This window comes from Billgrantia sp. NRB1, assembly GCF_056921725.1.
In genome coordinates this window covers 2,539,034-2,555,765 of record NZ_CM167783.1, presented here as the reverse complement: position 1 = coordinate 2,555,765, position 16,732 = coordinate 2,539,034, and the positions used below count along the sequence as shown (strand labels likewise).

Here is a 16,732-nt window from a genome sequence, read left to right as displayed (position 1 = left end):
AGGCCGCGGCGCAAGTAGGCAGTCAGGAGAGCGCATGCACGTCCATATCCTCGGTATCTGTGGCACCTTCATGGGCAGTCTGGCGCTTCTGGCGCGTGAGCGGGGCTTCACGGTCAGCGGCTCGGATGCGGGCGTCTATCCGCCCATGAGTACCCAGCTCGAACAGGCCGGTATCGCGCTTTGCGAGGGCTATGCCGCCGACAATCTGAGCCCGCGCCCGGACCTGGTGGTGATCGGCAATGCGCTCTCCCGGGGCAACCCCGAGGTGGAGGCGGTGCTCGATCTCGGCCTGCCCTATGTCTCCGGGCCCCAGTGGCTGGCCGAGCAGGTGCTGCCCGGGCGGCGGGTGATCGCTGTGGCCGGTACCCACGGCAAGACCACCACGGCGAGTCTTCTCGCCTGGCTGCTGGAATCCGCGGGGCTGGCGCCTGGCTTTCTGATCGGCGGCGTGCCGCGCAATTTCGGCGTTTCGGCCCGCCTCGGCGCGCCGGGTAGCCCCTTCGTCGTGGAGGCCGATGAGTACGATACCGCCTTCTTCGACAAGCGCTCCAAGTTCGTCCACTACCGCCCCGAGGTCGCCGTGCTTGGCAATCTCGAGTTCGACCATGCCGATATCTTCCCCGACCTCGCCGCCATCGAGCGCCAGTTCCACCACCTGGTGCGCACCGTGCCCGGCAAGGGGACGCTGCTGGTGGCCGACGGCGAGTCGGCGCTCGAGCGGGTGCTCGAGCAGGGCTGCTGGACGCCGGTGGTGCGCTTCGGCAGCGAGGCCGAAAGCCCCTGGCGCTTCGCGCTGGAGCGCGAGGACGCCAGCCGCTTCCGGGTCATTCACCAGCAGGGGGAGGGCGCCGGGCGCATCGACGAGGATGCGGTGGTCGACTGGCCGCTCACCGGCGCCTACAACGCCCGCAATGCCCTGGCCGCCCTGGCGGCGGCACATCTGTGCGGCGTCGACCTGGCGCGGGGCTGTGCGGCGGCGGCCCGCTTCGAGACCCCCCGGCGACGCCAGGAGGTGCGCGGCGAGATCGCCGGCATCCAGGTGATCGACGACTTCGCCCATCACCCAACGGCCATCGCCGCCATCCTCTCGGGCCTGCGTGCGGCCACCGCCCGGGGTCGGCTGCTGGCAGTCATCGAGCCGCGCTCCAACACCATGCGCCTGGGCACCCTGAGCGCGCGACTGGCCGAGAGCGTTGCCGCTGCCGATGCGGCCTTCTGGTATCAGCCGCCGGGGCTTGACTGGTCGCTGGCGCCGGTGGTCGAGGAGAGCCCGGTGCCGGCACGCCTGACCCAGGACCTGGAGGCCCTGGTGGCGGCGCTGGTGGCCGAGGCGCGTCCCGGTGACCGCATCGTGGTGATGTCCAACGGCGGCTTCGGCGGCATTCACGAGAAACTCATCGCTGCCCTGGAGGTGGCTCATGGCTGACGAGAGAGAGGCGGCGGGCTTCGAGGAACCGGTGACCGTGGCCCTGACCGGCGCCTCCGGTGCCCAGTATGGCCTGCGCCTGATCGAGGCGCTGGTGGCGGCCGATCACGAGGTCTGGGTGATGATCTCCAAGGCCGCGCACCTGGTGATTGCCACCGAGACCGATAGTGAACTTCCGGCCCGTCCCGAACGGCTGGCCGAGGCGCTCGCCGAGCGCAGCGGCGCCGCCCCGGGACAGATCCGCTGCTTCGGGCGCGAGGACTGGATGGCGCCGGTGGCCTCCGGCTCCGGCGCGCCCTCGGCCATGGTCATCTGTCCCTGCTCCACCGGCACCCTCTCGGCGGTGGCCTGTGGTGCCAGCAACAACCTGATCGAGCGCGCCGCCGACGTGGCCCTCAAGGAGCGTCGCCGGCTGATCCTGGTGCCGCGGGAGACGCCGCTCTCGGCCATTCACCTTGAGCATATGCTCACCCTGAGTCGCCTCGGGGCGGTGATCCTGCCCGCCGCGCCCGGCTTCTACCACCGGCCGCGGGGGGTCGAGGACCTGGTCGACTTTATCGTGGCACGCATCCTCAACCAGTTGGGGATCGGGCACCGCCTGATGCCGCGCTGGGGGGAGCCCGGCGCGAGCCGCTGAGTCGCGCGGGCCTACGTTGCGACGAGCGCGGCTCGCTATTGACATCAGGCAGTAACGCCACCCGGCTAGCCTGCCGATTCTCAAGGATGAAAGGATGAGGTGCTGAGGATGATCAAGCTGTCGCTGCTGTCGGTGTTCGTGCCGACCTTCCTGTTCGTATCGCTGACCCCCGGCATGTGCATGACCCTCTCGATGGTCCTGGGCATGACGCAGGGGGTGCGGCGCACCCTGTGGATGATGGCCGGCGAGCTGATCGGGGTGGGGCTGGTGGCCCTGGCGGCAGGGGCCGGCGTCGCCGCCCTGATGCTGCGTCAGCCGGAGCTGTTCGCGCTGTTCAAGTGGGCCGGCGGCGCCTATCTGGGCTATCTCGGGGTGATGATGTGGCGCTCCCGGGGGCGCATGGCGATTCCCCTCGAGCGCGTCGAGCTCCCCCGTGCCTCCCGCGGGCAGCTGGCCCTGCAGGGGTTCGTCACCGCGGTGGCCAATCCCAAGGGCTGGGCCTTCTTCGTGGCGCTGCTGCCCCCCTTTCTCGACGCCTCACGCCCGCTCGCCGGCCAGCTGATGGTGCTGGTCGGGGTGATCCTGGCCATCGAGTTCCTCTGCCTGCTGCTCTATGCCGCCGGCGGCCAGGGGCTTCGGCGGCTGCTCGGCGACAGCGGCAATCTGCGTCTGCTCAACCGTATCGCCGGCTCGCTGATGGTGGGGGTCGGGCTCTGGCTGGCGCTGGGGTGACCCGGCTTCGCCGGGAACTATAAAAGACTCTTCGCAGACTGGCGTGAACTGGCCTGTGGGAGGGAGCTTTAGCTCGCGAAGTAGCGCGCAGCGCTACCCAAAGGGCGCCTGCGGCGCCTTCGCCCGGCAGAGCCGGCCTCCTAGTGCGCCCGAGAAGGCGTGCACACAGTGCGGTGAGAGTCCGCATCGGGGTAAGCCATGGCCCCGTAGCCAAAGGTAACTGCGTCGTCGCGAGGCGGGGTGGGGAGCAACCGGAGGCGAACTGGCGGTCCGTAGGATGACGAACTCGATTCGGCCGGGTCAGGTGGCGAGCTCGCTGGGAGATAGCGAAGCCTGAAACTCACCCGTCGCGCTGGCATGGCGGACAAAGCGACGACGGGACCTGCCAGGTGGTTGGAGGCGGAACGTCAGGAAGGGTGTACGAGATAATCGGGGAGACCTGGCGGCCGAGGTGACGGCGGCCAGGAGTCAGAGCCTTCATAGTACCGGCGTGCGGATCACGCCCTGGCCACGGCTCATCCCGGCGAAAGCCGGGATCGAGAGATGCTGGAGCGCGGACTCTGCCTACCGCCAAGGCGCCGCACAGGAGGCGCAGAGAACAGAACCTGCGTCGAGGGAAGGGAGGCAGGAAGATGGATGCGAGAGACGACCAGAGATGAGCGAACGCGACAGCACAGCATCGACAGTGCCCCACGATGGGGCTAAACAAGATGCGTCAACACCCGCCACGATGGCAGGGATTGACCGCTCGATCTGGACGGACCGCATGTTGGCGGCGCTGGATAACGGCGTCAAAGGACGTAAGTGGTTCAGTCTGATCGACAAGGTATACCGCTCGTCGACCCTGGTCAGTGCCTGGCTGCAGGTCTACCGCAACCAGGGAGCGGCGGGTGTCGATCGGCAAAGCGTGTCCCGCTTTGCGTCGCAGGCCGAACGCTACCTTGAGGAGCTCCAGGCCGACCTGGCAGCGGGGTGTTACCGCCCGCAAGCGGTGCGACGCGTCGAGATCCCCAAGGGCAACGGCAAGATGCGCCCGCTGGGCATTCCGACCGTCAAGGACCGTATTGTCCAGGCAGCGGTCAAGCGCGTGATCGAACCGATCTTCGAGCATGAGTTCCTGCCGATGAGCTACGGCTTCCGGCCGGGCAGAGGCTGCAAGGATGCCCTACGAGACGTTGATGAGGCGCTCAAGGCGGGCATGACCTGGGTGGTGGATGCGGATCTGCAAGGCTATTTCGATAGCATCCCGCACGACCGCCTGATGGCCCGCGTCGAGGGACGGATCAGCGACGGTCGACTGCTGGCCTTGCTACGAAGCTGGTTGAACCAGGATATTGTCAGCGACATGAGCCGATGGACCCCCACGTCAGGGACGCCACAAGGAGCGATCATTAGCCCCTTGTTGGCGAACGTCTACCTGCATCCGCTGGACCAGGAAGTGACACAGCACGGCTACCGTATGGTGCGGTATGCCGATGACTTCGTCATTCTCTGCCACAGTGAGCAGGAGGCCCGACAAGCCCTGGCCCACGTACAGGAATGGGTGGCGGCGAATGGCCTGACCCTGCACCCTGACAAGACCCACGTCGGCGATTGCCGGCAGAAGGGACAGGGTTTCGACTTCCTAGGCTACCGCTTCGAGGCGGGCAGGCGCTGGGTGCGTAAGAAGAGCCTCAAGGCGTTCAAGGACAAGGTGAGAAGCAAGACGCGGCGGACGGAAGGCAAGAGCTTGCGGCACGTCATTGCCTCGCTGAACCCCATGCTGAGAGGCTGGTTCGGCTACTTCCAGCATGCCTATCGGACGACGTTCCGGCCTCTGGATGGCTTCATTCGTCGACGTCTTCGGGCCATGCTGCGCAAGCAGGAGAAGCGCCCGGGGCGTGGTAACACCCGGTCGGACACATGGCGCTGGTCGAATACGTTCTTCGCGACCGCAGGGCTCTTCACCCTAGCCGGAGCCTGGCGGTACGCGAGCCAATCCCGATGAGGAAAACCATCGACTGGAGAGCCGTGTGCGGGAGAACCGCACGCACGGTTCGGAGGGCGGGGAGGGCACAGCCCTTCCCGACCCCTATCCTTGAAGCTTGCCAAAGATGTTCACGCTAACGTGCGACGAACCTTATAAAAGGCCATAAGCGTTAAGCTGTGAGTGAAACCATTTCTGCGTCGAGGTTGGAGAGCAGCCTCATTGCTTACGGCTTACGGCTTACGGCTTACGGCTTACGGCTTACGGCATACGGCATACGGCATACGGTTCATACCGGCGGTAGCCAGGCGATACGCGCCGACACCAGCACCAGCGAGGCGGCGGCCAGCGCCACCCAGGGGCAGGGAGTGAGCGTCGGCCGGACCCGGCGCAACCAGGCTAGCCGCACCAGGGCGCAGACCACCAGGCCGAGCAGCGCCCCGCCGATGAGATCGCTGAGCCAGTGCACCCCGATCACCAGGCGCGATAGCGCCATGGGCACGGCGAGGGCGATGGCCGCCCAGTAGGCCCAGAAGCGCAGACGATGGGGCAGCTCCTGGGCGATGAAGGCGGCGGCCAGTCCGTAAAGCACGACCGCGGTGGAAGCGTGGGCGCTGGGGTAGGCCAGCGAGCCGGTCAGGTAGTCCGGGGTCTCGGGGCGTGGGCGGCCGATCAGCGCCTTGCCCAGGGTGTTGAGGGCGGCGATGGCGCCGAGCCCGGCGCCGAGGTGCAGCAGGGCATCCCGTCGCCGCCTGGTCAGCAGCCACAGCGACCACGGCAGAATCAGCGCCACGATACCGTAGGTGTCGCCGATGCGCGCCAGTCCCTGTCCGGCGGCGTCCAGCCAGGGGAGGGTCAGGTCCGCAAACAGGGCATGCACCGTCAGATCCATGCTGAAGGGGCCGGCCTGTCGGATGACCGCGATGGTCCAGCCCGAGAGCGCCGCCAGCGACACGATCAGCAGCAGCCAGGAAGCCAGCGGGACTTCGTTGCGTGGACCGCGGGTCATCGCTAGCCACAGGCGCCGAGCGGCGGGGTGGCGGCCGGCCAGGCGGGCCAGGCCGCGGTAAGTGGCGCCGGCCCGGGTGACCTGATGGCGCAGCCAGGAGAAGGCCACTGCCAGGGCGACCACCAGCAGCCCCAGGCCGATCAGCCACATCTCCAGGCCCGGGGGGAGGTCGAGCAGCTGCTGCCAGGTCTGGCCCAGCAGGTAGCCCGGCAGCACATAGGCCGGCGCCCAGATCAGCGCCGAGGCCACATTAGCCCAGGTGAAGGCGCGCGGCGACATCTGCAGCATGCCGGCAATCAGTGGGATCACCGGTCGCACCGGGCCGACGAAGCGCCCGAAGAACACCGACAGGGTGCCGTAACGCTGGAAGAAGCGGGCGCCGCGGGCGAGCCACTCCGGGTGCTGGCGAAAGGGCCACAGGCGCGGCACCCGCTCTCGCTGGGTGTAGCCCAGTGCAAAGCTCAGGCCGTCGCCGACCACCGCGCCCACGAAGGCGGCCAGCAGCACGGCGGGAATGGCCAGCTCCTGGTGGCCGGCCAGGGAGGCGGCGGCGGTGATCAGCACCACGCCGGGAATCAGCAGGCCTACCACGGCCAGCGACTCGAGCAGGGCGATGATGCCGATGATCAGCAGCAGCATGCCGGGGGAGGGGGTGAGCTGGTACAGGAAGTCGGTCAGGCTCAAGCGTTAGCTCCTTGGGGGAAACTCTGCCGAAGGGAGGGGTCAGGCATCGGCGAGGCGCCGGGTGGTGGCGACCAGGCGCTGCTCGAAGCGCGGCCAAGCCTCGCCGGGCAGGCGCTGGCAGAGCTCCGTGGGGGCCTGCAGTGGTCCGGTATCCACCAGCACGGTGTGCGCCACGGCCTGCTTGATCCGTTGCTGAACCAACTGCGCCCCGCTCTCGCTGGTGTCCGGTAGCACCAGCCAGAAGCTGGCCGGGCCCTGGCGGCCGAGGAAGTCGTGGCGACGAGAGCAGCGGTTGACCTCTCGGCACAGGGCGTCGATCAGCGTCTGGTGCGTTCGAGGCCCGAACTGCTCACCCGCCATTTCCAGCTGCGGCAGATGGATGGCCAGCACGGCGAGCGGCTGATGGAGGAGCTCCGTGCGCTGGAACTCGCTGGCCAGCAGCTCGCGCAAGGCGGCCTTGGTCAGGGCGTTGCAGTGGGGATCACGGGGGTCGGTGGCCTCGACCAGTGCCTGCTGACGACGCTGTTCCCAGGGGATCAGGGTGGCGACCACCATCAGGGCCAGAAACCCCAGCGCCAGCTCGGCGTCGAGCTGGTCGTCGCCCAGCAGCATGAGCCAGATCGGCACCATCACCACGTTGAGCAGCATGGCGGAGGCCAGCGGCAGCAGCAGCAGGGTCAGCAGCGGTGCCAGGCCGAGCCACAGCGCCCCGGCATCGCCGATGTGGGGCAGTTCCAGGGCGAGCATCAGGTAGCCGGCGATCAGAACCAGGTAGGCCGAGGGCCTGGCCCGGCTAGCCAGCGCCAGGCGCAGCAGGGCCGCGACCAGCATCAGCAGTGCCAGTACCGCCGGCACCAGAATGCGTGCGTAGTCCCCCATCAGGTAGTGCCAGAAGGCGTAGCCTGCCACCAGCAGCGCACCGACGGCGTAGGCGGCGGCAAAGCGCCGGGCCGCCCACTGTTCATCTTCCGCCATGGCCGATCTCCATGTCGGTGGGGGCCTCGATCTCCAGCGAGGTGTCTTGGCGTTCGAGTCGCTGCAGCTGCTCCTTGAGGCTGCTGGCAGCGTTCAGGCTGACGAAGCGAGCCTTGGTCGGTGCCCGTAGCCGTTCCAGCAGCCCCCGGCGGCGCTGCGCGGCCTGGTTGACGTCACGGCTCAACAGCAGGGCCGCCAGGGTGCGATGGTCAAGGCGATAGCAATTCTCGAAGCCGTGGGTCTGGCGGCACAGCTCCTGGGCCGATGACCACAGCAGATGGCGCGGCGTCCTGATCAGCAGCAGCTCGCCATGCACGCCCTCGCGACGGCAGCGAGCGCGCTCCCGCTGCAGGTCGGCGCTGAGCTGCTGGGCCGACCAGAGCGAGAGCCCGGGAATGAGCCTGGCGCGTTGACGGGCCGCCAGCCGCAGCGGTTGGAGCTGGCGGTGATGGGCCATCCCGAGCAGCATCAGCGTCGCCAGCACCAGCCCCGAGAGTAGCGCCTGCTCGAAGCCCCAGAGGTCGTAGAGCGACCACCAGGTCAGGGTGGCCAGGGCGATGCTGAAGGCCAGCATCCAGCTCGGCTGGGGAAGCATCAGCAGGGCGGGCCAGACCCAGATCCACAGCGCATGGCGATGCGGGTCCGTCCACAGCAGGCCGGCCAGCAGCAGGCTCGGCAGCAGCTGCCAGGGGATCGTCGCCGGACGGCGGTGGCTGAATTCCAGCAGCGCCGCCGTCACCGTCAGCCAAGCCACCGCCAGCCATAGCAGCAGGGCGCTGGAGGCCAGCTCAGAACGGTAGGCCAGCACGGCCAGCAGCAGGGCCGCGGCCAGCAGGTTCAGCCGCATCCGGCCGACTTTGTACTTGCTTTGCATGGTGCCTTACTATGGAGCTCAACTCAGAGTCGCGCCAGTATAATGCCCGCCGCGCCGGATGGCGCCGCGGCCAAGGAGATTTCTTACCGCATGTCCGCTCACGTCACAGACACTCAAGGTTTCGCCGATGCCCAGGGTACCGGCGATGTCGACGCTTATATGACCCGCCTCGGCCAGGCGGCGCGCCAGGCCGCCACCCGTATGCGTCGCGCTGCCACCGCCGACAAGAACGCCGCCCTGCTGGCCATGGCCGAGCGGCTCGATGAAGCGCGCTCGGCGGTGCTGGCGGCCAACGCCGCCGATCTGGCGCGGGGGCAGGACGCTGGCCTCGAGGCGGCCCTGCTCGATCGCCTGGCCCTCGACGAGGGGCGCCTGGACGCCATGATCGAGGGCCTGAGGCAGGTCGCGACGCTGCCCGACCCGGTCGGCGAGATCGACGGGCTGCGTGCGCGTCCCAGCGGCATCCAGGTGGGGCAGATGCGGGTGCCGCTGGGGGTGATCGGCATCATCTATGAGTCGCGGCCCAACGTCACCCTGGAAGCGGCCAGTCTGTGTCTCAAGTCGGGCAATGCCGCCATCCTACGCGGTGGCTCAGAGGCGCGCGAGTCCAACGCCGCCATCGCTGCCTGCATCGATGCCGGGCTGCACGATGCCGGCCTGCCCGAGGCGGCAGTGCAGGTGGTGGCGACCACCGACCGCGCCGCCGTGGGGCGCCTGATCGCCATGCCCGAGTTCGTCGACGTGATCATCCCGCGTGGCGGCAAGTCGCTGATCGAGCGCATCAGTCGTGAGGCGCGGGTGCCGGTGATCAAGCACCTGGACGGGGTCTGCCACGTCTACATCGATGCCAGCGCCGATCCCGACAAGGCGCTGAAGATCGCCGTGAACGCCAAGACGCAGCGCTATGGCACCTGCAACACCATGGAGACGCTGCTGGTCGACGCGCCGGTGGCCGAGACGCTGCTGCCGCGCCTGGCCGAGGCCTACGCCGCCCACGGCGTCGAGCTGCGCGGCTGCACCCGCACCCGGGCGGTGCTGCCCCAGGCGGCCGAGGCCGGCGAGCAGGACTGGCACGCCGAATACCTGGCGCCGGTGCTGTCGGTGCGGGTCGTGGATGGCATCGAGGCGGCGATCGAGCATATCGAGCGCTATGGCTCCCACCATACCGATGCCATCGTCACCGAGCACTATGGCTTGGCGCGGCGCTTCATGGCGGAGGTCGATTCCAGTTCCGTGATGGTCAACGCCTCGACCCGCTTCGCCGACGGCTTCGAGTATGGCCTGGGTGCCGAGATCGGCATCTCCACCGATAAGCTCCATGCCAGGGGGCCGGTGGGCCTCGAGGGGCTCACCACTCGCAAGTACGTGGTCTACGGCGACGGCCAGGTACGCCAGTGAGCCAGAGGCCTCTGCGGCCCGTGGGCGAGCCACCTTGTGCACCGCGTGTCGCCATGCTCGGCGGCACCTTCGACCCGGTGCACCTGGGGCATCTGCGCAGCGCCGTGGAGCTGCGCGAGGCGCTGGCCCTGGATCGGGTCCATATGATCCCGGCCGCCATGCCGCCGCTGCGCGGCGAGCCCCGGGTGGCCCCCGAAACGCGTCTGGCGCTGCTCGAGGCGGGGATCGGCGACACCCCAGGCCTCGTCGCCGATTCTCGCGAGCTCGACCGCGACGGCCCCTCCTACAGCGCCGATACCCTGGCGGCCCTGCGCGACACCTACGGTCCCGAGGCCAGGCTGGTGATGGCCTTGGGCGTCGATGCCTTCCTGCGCCTGGCCGACTGGCACGCGCCACAGCGACTCTTCGCCCTGGCCCATCTGGTGGTGATCGACCGCCCCGACTACCAGGCGTCGCTCTCTGCGCCCCTGGCCGAACTGATCCAGGGGCGCGAGGTCGATAGCGTCGAGTCCCTGATGCGGCACCCGGCGGGCGGGCTGCTGCGGCTGCGGCTTCCCACGCGAATGGCGATCTCCGCCACCGAGGTGCGGCGTCGACTGGCCAGCGGCGCCAGCGTGCGCTATCTGCTCCCCGAGGCGGTGGAGACGCGGATCCAGCGCCAAGGCCTCTATCGCAGCCCTTGAACGCTGCCAGCCGTGCCACAAGACGATACAATGGTCGCTGACCATGACTTCCCGTTGACGAGGGACTATGCACATCGATTCGCTCAGGACTCTGGTGGTGGACGCGCTGGAGCAGCTCAAGGCCAAGGACGTGGCGATGTTGGACGTATCGCACCTCACCAGTGTCACCGACCTGATGGTAGTGGCCAGCGGCACCTCCACCCGCCATGTGGCGGCGCTGGCCAACAATGTGGTCGAGGTGGCAAAAGCCGAGGGACTTCAGCCTCTCGGCGTGGAAGGGGAGGCCGGCGCCGACTGGGTGCTGGTGGATCTGGGAGACCTGGTGGTGCATGTCATGCTGCCCGAGACCCGTGAGCTCTACGACCTCGAGCGCCTCTGGGCCGACCTGCCCAGCGATAGCGAGCGAGAATCGGAGCGCGGCGGGGCATGAGGGTTCGCCTGCTGGCGGTGGGAACACGGATGCCCGCCTGGGTGAACGAGGGGGTGGAGACCTATCGCAAGCGCCTGCCCCGGGACTTTGCCCTGGAGATCGAGGAGATCGCGCCCGGTCAGCGGGGGAAGAATGCCGACGTGGCGCGTGCCGTCTCACTCGAGGCGCAGCGCATTCGCGAGCGCCTGCGCGATGACGATATCACCGTGGCGCTGGAAGTTGGCGGCAAACCCTGGAGCACCGAGCAGCTGGCCCAGCAAGCCGAAGGCTGGCGATTGGCGGGGCGCGACGTGGCCCTGCTGGTAGGCGGCCCGGATGGGCTGCTGCCGGCGCTGTCCGCCAGCGCCGATCAGCGCTGGTCGCTGTCGCCGCTGACGCTGCCGCATCCGCTGGTCAGGGTGATGCTGGCCGAGCAGCTCTATCGTGCCTGGACCCTGCTGGTGGGGCATCCCTATCACCGCTGACCGACGCCTGAACGCGTCCCTTTTGCGAGGTCCTTGCCGGCATGCGCGAGCGCCGTGACCCCCTCAAGAACCCCCAGCAGGAGCTGCGCATCTTTCGCATTCGCTCGCTGGTGGCGGTGCTGCTGATCGTGACCCTGACCGGGCTGCTGATGGGGCGGCTGGTCTATCTGCAGGTCGTCCAGCACGAGGTCTACAGCACCCGGTCGGAAAAGAACCGGGTGCGCGTCGAGCCGCTGCCGCCGACCCGGGGGCTGATCCACGACCGCAACGGCGTCCTGCTGGCCGAGAATCGGCCCACCTACAATCTCACCCTGATTCGCGAGCGGGTGGTCGACCTGGATTCCACCCTGGCGCTGCTGGTGGAGCTGCTCGAGCTCAACGAGGAGGCGGCGGCAGCCTTTCGCGTTCGCGCGCGGCAGCGTCAGCGCCCCTTCCAGCCGGCGCTGCTGATGAGCGACCTCGACGAGGCGCAGATCGCTCGGCTGGCGGTCAACCGCCACCGCCTGCCCGGCGTCGAGGTCGAGGCCCAGCTGCTACGCTACTACCCCGACGCCGAGATCATGGCCCATGCCCTGGGTTACGTGGGACGGATCAATGCCGAGGAGCTGCAGCGCCTGGACAGCGGTCGCTATGCGGGCACCCACTTCATCGGCAAGACCGGGGTAGAACGCTTCTACGAGGATGTGCTGCACGGCCAGGCCGGGCTGCGCAAGGTCGAGACCAACGCCCGCGGCCGGGTGCTGCGTGAGCTCGGGCGCACCGATCCGGTGCCGGGACAGGACCTGACCCTGACCCTGGACAAGGAGCTGCAGACCCTGGCCTACGAGCTGCTCGACGGTCGTCGCGGCTCCATCGTGGCGATCGCCCCCAAGACCGGTGAGATACTGGCCATGGTTTCGGCCCCGGGATTCGACAGCAACCAGTTCGTCACCGGCATCGACGTCGCCTCCTACCGGGCGCTGCAGAACGACATCGACCTGCCGCTGTTCAACCGGGCGATTCGGGGGCAGTATCCGCCGGGGTCCACGATCAAGCCGTTCTTGGCCATGGCGGGACTGGTCGAAGGGGCCATTACGCCAGATCGTACCATCAACGACCCCGGCTACTATCAGCTTCCCAACGATTCACGGCGCTACCGCAACTGGCTGCGCTGGGGGCATGGACGGGTGGATATGGAGCGCTCCATCGCCGTCTCCAACAACACCTACTACTATGCCCTGGCCCACGACCTGGGGATTGATCGGGTGCATGCCCGCATGAGCGCCTACGGCTTCGGTCAGCGGGTGGCCCACGATGTCTTCGGCGAGAGCGCGGCCCTGATGCCCTCGCGGGAGTGGAAGCGAGGGCGTTTCGGTCAGCCCTGGTATCCCGGCGAGACCCTCTCGGTAGGCATCGGCCAGGGCTACTGGCAGGTCACCCCGCTGCAGCTGGCCACCGCCACCGCGGTGCTGGCCAACCGGGGCGAGTGGGTCAAGCCGCGCCTGGCCAGCCGGATCGGCGATGCGCCGGTGCAGGGGGCGCTGCCGGACACTCCGCCCAATATCGAGGTGACGAATGACGGCTGGTGGGACCGCGTCTTCTCCGGCATGGAGAAGGTGCTCAGCGGCCATGAGGGGACGGCGCGGCGCACCGGCGCGGGGCTCGAGTATCGCATGGCCGGCAAGTCTGGCACGGCGCAGGTCTTCTCGCTGGGCCAGGATCAGCGCTATGACGCCGACGAGCTGGCCGAGCGCCTGCGCGATCATGCCCTGTTCATGGCGTTCGCTCCCCTCGAGGACCCGCAGATCGCCGTGGCGGTGATCGTCGAGAATGCCGGGGGGGGGAGCACCCATGCCGCCCATCTGGCCCGCGCCATGACCGATCGCTGGCTCCTGGAAGACGAGGCGGCGGACGTCGAGGAGCTGCGCGAGGCGATGGAAAACGACACTGGCAGCGTGGCGGGAAACTGACGGCATGGCACTGATGGATCTGACAAGAAGCCTGCGCGGCTATCCGGTACGCCCCCCCGAGAGCGGGATGTCCCGGCGCAAGAGCCTGTGGGAGCGTACCCACCTCGATCCCTGGCTGCTGGCCATGCTGCTGGTGCTGATGGTGGCCGGACTGGCGGTGCTCTACAGCGCCAGCGGCCAGCGCATCGAGGCGGTCATCGCCCAGGGTTCGCGCTTTCTGGTGGCGCTGGTGGTCATGCTGGCCCTCGCCCAGGTCACCCCCGCAGGCCTGCTGCGCTGGGCCCCGCTGGTCTACGGCGGGGGGCTGCTGATGCTGGTGGCCGTGGAACTGATTGGGGATGTGGGCATGGGCGCCAAGCGCTGGCTGACCATTCCCGGGGTGGTGCGTTTTCAGCCCTCGGAGATGATGAAGCTGGCCATGCCGCTGATGGTGGCGGCCTACCTGAGTCGACGCGAGCTCCCGCCGCGCTGGCGAGACCTGGCGGTATGCGCGCTGCTCATCGGCGTCCCGGTGCTGCTGATCGCCCGCCAGCCGGACCTCGGTACCTCGCTGCTGGTGGCCTGCGCGGCGATCTTCGTGGTGCTCCTGGCGGGGCTCTCCTGGCGCTTCATCGCCTTTTTCGCTGCGCTGGCGGCGGCGGCGCTACCGCTGGTGTGGATGAACCTGCACGGCTACCAGCGCCAGCGGGTGCTGACCTTCCTCAATCCCGAGAGCGACCCGCTGGGGGCGGGCTGGAACATCATCCAGTCGACCACCGCCATCGGCAGCGGCGGGCTGTGGGGCAAGGGCTGGCTGCAGGGCACCCAGTCGCAGCTGGAGTTCCTGCCCGAGCGCCATACCGACTTCATCGTCGCGGTGCTGGGGGAGGAGTTCGGCCTGGTAGGGATGCTGGCGGTGCTGACGCTGTTCTTGCTGATCGTGATTCGCGGCCTGTGGCTGGCGGCGGCCGCCCACGACTCCTTTGGTCGGCTGCTGGGCGGCAGCATCATCCTGACGTTTTTCATCTATGTGTTCGTCAATGTGGGCATGGTCAGCGGTATCCTGCCGGTGGTCGGAGTGCCCCTGCCGCTGGTGAGCTACGGGGGCACCTCCAGCGTGACCTTGCTGGCCGGTTTCGGTATTCTCATGTCGATTCACGGCCATCGCCGGCTGCTGCCGCGCTAGCCGCCTGTCGGATTTGACCGATCATCGCGAGAAAGCCCGGTTTTCATAGCAGATCAACGTTAACTCCGACAGGCTGCTAGGCTTTGTCCGAAAAGTCGGCGAGCGAAGGCCAGACAAGGCAAAAATCGGCGAAATGACGGAGTTTACTGGGTGTAAATGAGTACTTTGAGCCGATTTTTAACGCCGTATGGTCGAGCGTAGCCAGTTTTCAGACGGTGCCTAGGCGAGTTCGATGACGGAAATATCAGGGAGTGGCACGCGGATGATGCCAGCAAGCAAGTGGAAGAAGCGGGCGCTGACGGCCCTGGCCGCGGCTGCACTAGGCGGGGGGGCGACAGCGCTCAGCGCCGCCGATTTCGACCCCGCCGCCCATGAGGAGACGCTGCAGCTGATCGAGGAGCTGGTTGAGCGCGGCATCGAGCGCGACTGGCTGGAAAGCGCCATGGGCGACGCGGTCTTCCAGCAGGAGGTGCTGGATGCCATGGCGGGCGCTGCCGAGCGCCACCTGCGCTGGGACGAGTATCGCGCGATCTTCCTGCAGCCCGAGCGGGTCGAGCGTGGCGCGGCCTTCATCGAGGCGCACGCCGAGGCCTTCGCTCGCGCCGAGGCGGAATACGGCGTGCCGCCGGCGGTCATCGCCGCCATCATCGGGGTCGAGACCAGCTACGGCCGCTTCACCGGTCGTCACCGGGTCCTGGACTCGCTGTCGACCCTGGCCTTTCACCACCCGGTGCGCGGCGGTTTCTTCCGCGGCGAGCTGGCGGCCTTCCTGGAGATCACCCGCGAGCAGGGCGTCGACCCCGGCACCCTCAAGGGCTCCTATGCCGGCGCCATGGGTTACCCGCAGTTCATTCCCACCAGCTATCGGGCCTATGCGGTGGACTTCGACGGCGATGGCCGGCGCGATCTCTGGACCAACCCGGTGGATGCCATCGGCAGCGTTGGCAACTACTTCGCCGAGCACGGCTGGCGTAAAGCCGAGCCGATCTACCATGAGGCCACGGGACCCGAGACACCGCCCGAGGGGATCGATTTCAACCGTGCGGCCCAGCCGCCGGCAGTGCCGCTCGAGGCTGTGTCGCAAGCCGGTATCAGCGTGCCGGAGGGCCTTGCCGACGACTACCCCCTGCTGCCGGTCTCCCTGGAGGACGGTGAGGGCAACTGGCGCTACGTGTTGGGCGACCACAACTTCTATGTCGTCACCCGCTACAATCACAGCCACCTCTACGCCATGGCGGTGACCGAGCTGGCCGAGGCCATCGAGGCGACCCTGGCCCTGGCCCACACGCCGCTCGAGGCGGACGACGCTGCAGGAGGCGACGCATGAGGCGCTTTGGAGCGGTCCTGGTCGTGGCGGCGCTGCTGGTGGGCTGTGCCGGCGGCGGTGGCACACCCAGGGAGACCCCGCGGGAGAGCGCCACGACGCCGACCCCGCCCGCCAGCGGCCAGCGCTACGCCATGGCCGGGGACGCCTATCCGGAAGATCCTCCCGACGTCAGCCGGGTGCCCGACGCGGTCCCCCGAGTGGAGCCGCTCTCGCGTGGCGGCAACCGCCCCACCTATGAGGTGTGGGGCAAGACCTATCGGGTGCTGCCGGATGCGCAGGGCTATGCCCGTGAGGGCACCGCCTCCTGGTACGGGGAGAAGTTCCACGGCTACGCTACCTCCAACGGCGAGATCTACGACATGTACAAGATGACCGCCGCCCATCGGTCGCTGCCGCTGCCCACCTATGCGCGGGTGACCAGCCTCGATAACGGTCGGTCGGTGATCGTGCGGGTCAACGACCGCGGGCCCTTCCATAACGACCGCGAGATCGATCTCTCCTATGCCGCCGCGGCGCGCCTGGACATCCTCGACCACGGGACCGGGCGGGTGAAGGTGGAGGCGATCGATGCCGAGCGCTGGCTGGCCGAACGCGGCCAGGACTCGGGAGGCGGGGCCCAGCGCCCTGCGCCCGCCACAAGCGTCGCCGATGTCGCCGAGGCCTCGGCCCGCGAGCTGGCCGCGGCCCCGGCGAGTGGCCAGCCCGCCGCCAACGGGGCCTCCCCCGACGTCATCCGTCCCGCGGAGAGCCGCCCCGCGGAAGGCCGCCCCATTTACCTACAGATCGCCGCGCTTGGCTCGGCCGACAGCGCCCAGGCGCTCAAGGCGCGGCTCAAGAGCGAGCTGTCGCATCCGGTGCGGGTGGCCAGCGCCACCGGTATGCACCGGGTGCAGGTCGGCCCTCTGGCCGATGCCGGCCAGGTCGGTCCGCTGCGCGACGAGCTGCGCCGCGCCGGCTTCGGCCAGGCCTTTGTCGTCAACGGTGCCGAATGACCGGCGCCATTTCCCCCTGAC

General features: G+C 68.4%; 15 protein-coding genes. 12 read left to right on the top strand and 3 right to left on the bottom strand.

Going from position 1 to position 16,732, the window contains the following annotated elements; all coding sequences use genetic code 11:
- The first annotated feature begins 34 nt into the window (after positions 1-34).
- The 4 genes from mpl (at position 35) to ltrA (ending at position 4,782) form a co-directional block, all read left to right on the top strand.
- Positions 35-1,426 (top strand): UDP-N-acetylmuramate:L-alanyl-gamma-D-glutamyl-meso-diaminopimelate ligase, encoded by a 1,392-nt coding sequence (gene mpl, locus ACZIYR_RS11590; RefSeq protein WP_483526807.1) that lies wholly within the window; start codon positions 35-37, stop codon positions 1,424-1,426.
- Positions 1,419-2,063, top strand: coding sequence for a flavin prenyltransferase UbiX (locus ACZIYR_RS11585; protein ID WP_483526806.1), 645 nt, complete (start codon positions 1,419-1,421; stop codon positions 2,061-2,063). Before mpl ends, ACZIYR_RS11585 begins: the two co-directional genes overlap by 8 nt.
- Before the next feature lie 108 nt (positions 2,064-2,171).
- A complete protein-coding gene (locus ACZIYR_RS11580) occupies positions 2,172-2,795 on the top strand; it encodes a LysE family translocator (protein WP_483526805.1) in 624 nt (207 codons plus the stop codon).
- Positions 2,796-3,450: 655 nt separating this feature from the next.
- On the top strand, positions 3,451-4,782 hold the full coding sequence (gene ltrA / locus ACZIYR_RS11575; RefSeq protein WP_483526804.1) for a group II intron reverse transcriptase/maturase: 1,332 nt from the start codon (positions 3,451-3,453) through the stop codon (positions 4,780-4,782).
- 268 nt (positions 4,783-5,050) lie between these two features.
- Here ltrA and ACZIYR_RS11570 read toward each other — a convergent pair whose 3' ends face one another.
- From ACZIYR_RS11570 to ACZIYR_RS11560, 3 genes are read right to left on the bottom strand one after another with little or no spacing between them, the layout of a single operon-like run.
- Positions 5,051-6,454 carry a bifunctional DedA family/phosphatase PAP2 family protein gene (locus ACZIYR_RS11570; protein WP_483526803.1) on the bottom strand — a complete coding sequence of 468 codons (1,404 nt, stop codon included), beginning with the start codon at positions 6,452-6,454 and terminating at the stop codon, positions 5,051-5,053.
- 39 nt (positions 6,455-6,493) lie between these two features.
- Entirely contained in the window at positions 6,494-7,429 is a 936-nt protein-coding gene (locus ACZIYR_RS11565; RefSeq protein WP_483526802.1) for a diguanylate cyclase domain-containing protein, read from the bottom strand.
- A complete protein-coding gene (locus ACZIYR_RS11560; protein ID WP_483526801.1) occupies positions 7,416-8,303 on the bottom strand; it encodes a hypothetical protein in 888 nt (295 codons plus the stop codon). The genes ACZIYR_RS11565 and ACZIYR_RS11560 overlap by 14 nt, the downstream gene beginning before the upstream one ends.
- Before the next feature lie 90 nt (positions 8,304-8,393).
- Between ACZIYR_RS11560 and ACZIYR_RS11555 the strand changes: the two genes are divergently transcribed.
- The 8 genes from ACZIYR_RS11555 (at position 8,394) to ACZIYR_RS11520 (ending at position 16,711) form a co-directional block, all read left to right on the top strand.
- Positions 8,394-9,701, top strand: coding sequence for a glutamate-5-semialdehyde dehydrogenase (locus ACZIYR_RS11555; protein ID WP_483526800.1), 1,308 nt, complete (start codon positions 8,394-8,396; stop codon positions 9,699-9,701).
- Positions 9,702-9,754: 53 nt separating this feature from the next.
- Positions 9,755-10,384 carry a nicotinate-nucleotide adenylyltransferase gene (nadD, locus tag ACZIYR_RS11550; protein WP_473033936.1) on the top strand — a complete coding sequence of 210 codons (630 nt, stop codon included), beginning with the start codon at positions 9,755-9,757 and terminating at the stop codon, positions 10,382-10,384.
- 67 nt (positions 10,385-10,451) lie between these two features.
- The gene (rsfS, locus tag ACZIYR_RS11545; protein WP_473033935.1) at positions 10,452-10,814 is read left to right on the top strand and encodes a ribosome silencing factor; all 363 of its coding nucleotides are present in this window, start codon (positions 10,452-10,454) and stop codon (positions 10,812-10,814) included.
- Positions 10,811-11,278, top strand: coding sequence for a 23S rRNA (pseudouridine(1915)-N(3))-methyltransferase RlmH (rlmH, locus tag ACZIYR_RS11540; protein WP_483526799.1), 468 nt, complete (start codon positions 10,811-10,813; stop codon positions 11,276-11,278). The genes rsfS and rlmH overlap by 4 nt, the downstream gene beginning before the upstream one ends.
- 41 nt (positions 11,279-11,319) lie before the next feature.
- Positions 11,320-13,227, top strand: coding sequence for a penicillin-binding protein 2 (mrdA, locus tag ACZIYR_RS11535; protein ID WP_473033934.1), 1,908 nt, complete (start codon positions 11,320-11,322; stop codon positions 13,225-13,227).
- A 4-nt stretch (positions 13,228-13,231) separates the two neighbouring features.
- Positions 13,232-14,392, top strand: coding sequence for a rod shape-determining protein RodA (rodA, locus tag ACZIYR_RS11530; RefSeq protein ID WP_483526798.1), 1,161 nt, complete (start codon positions 13,232-13,234; stop codon positions 14,390-14,392).
- 262 nt (positions 14,393-14,654) lie between these two features.
- Complete coding sequence (gene mltB, locus ACZIYR_RS11525; protein WP_483526797.1) at positions 14,655-15,719, top strand: lytic murein transglycosylase B; 1,065 nt, start codon at positions 14,655-14,657, stop codon at positions 15,717-15,719.
- Positions 15,716-16,711: a septal ring lytic transglycosylase RlpA family protein gene (locus tag ACZIYR_RS11520; protein ID WP_483526796.1), complete on the top strand. Its 996-nt coding sequence runs from the start codon at positions 15,716-15,718 to the stop codon at positions 16,709-16,711. The genes mltB and ACZIYR_RS11520 overlap by 4 nt, the downstream gene beginning before the upstream one ends.
- The last annotated feature ends 21 nt before the right edge of the window (positions 16,712-16,732 follow it).

Bases quoted from the DNA above. Each gene is read 5' to 3' on its own strand.
- ACZIYR_RS11565 (WP_483526802.1), bottom strand. From the start codon at position 7,429: ATGGCGGAAGATGAACAGTGGGCGGCCCGGCGCTTTGCCGCCGCCTAC.
- rlmH (WP_483526799.1), top strand. From the start codon at position 10,811: ATGAGGGTTCGCCTGCTGGCGGTGGGAACACGGATGCCCGCCTGGGTG.
- mltB (WP_483526797.1), top strand. From the start codon at position 14,655: ATGATGCCAGCAAGCAAGTGGAAGAAGCGGGCGCTGACGGCCCTGGCC.
- ACZIYR_RS11520 (WP_483526796.1), top strand. From the start codon at position 15,716: ATGAGGCGCTTTGGAGCGGTCCTGGTCGTGGCGGCGCTGCTGGTGGGC.
- rsfS (WP_473033935.1), top strand. From the start codon at position 10,452: ATGCACATCGATTCGCTCAGGACTCTGGTGGTGGACGCGCTGGAGCAG.
- ltrA (WP_483526804.1), top strand. From the start codon at position 3,451: ATGAGCGAACGCGACAGCACAGCATCGACAGTGCCCCACGATGGGGCT.
- nadD (WP_473033936.1), top strand. From the start codon at position 9,755: ATGCTCGGCGGCACCTTCGACCCGGTGCACCTGGGGCATCTGCGCAGC.
- ACZIYR_RS11580 (WP_483526805.1), top strand. From the start codon at position 2,172: ATGATCAAGCTGTCGCTGCTGTCGGTGTTCGTGCCGACCTTCCTGTTC.
- ACZIYR_RS11585 (WP_483526806.1), top strand. From the start codon at position 1,419: ATGGCTGACGAGAGAGAGGCGGCGGGCTTCGAGGAACCGGTGACCGTG.
- ACZIYR_RS11560 (WP_483526801.1), bottom strand. From the start codon at position 8,303: ATGCAAAGCAAGTACAAAGTCGGCCGGATGCGGCTGAACCTGCTGGCC.
- ACZIYR_RS11555 (WP_483526800.1), top strand. From the start codon at position 8,394: ATGTCCGCTCACGTCACAGACACTCAAGGTTTCGCCGATGCCCAGGGT.
- mpl (WP_483526807.1), top strand. From the start codon at position 35: ATGCACGTCCATATCCTCGGTATCTGTGGCACCTTCATGGGCAGTCTG.
- rodA (WP_483526798.1), top strand. From the start codon at position 13,232: ATGGCACTGATGGATCTGACAAGAAGCCTGCGCGGCTATCCGGTACGC.
- mrdA (WP_473033934.1), top strand. From the start codon at position 11,320: ATGCGCGAGCGCCGTGACCCCCTCAAGAACCCCCAGCAGGAGCTGCGC.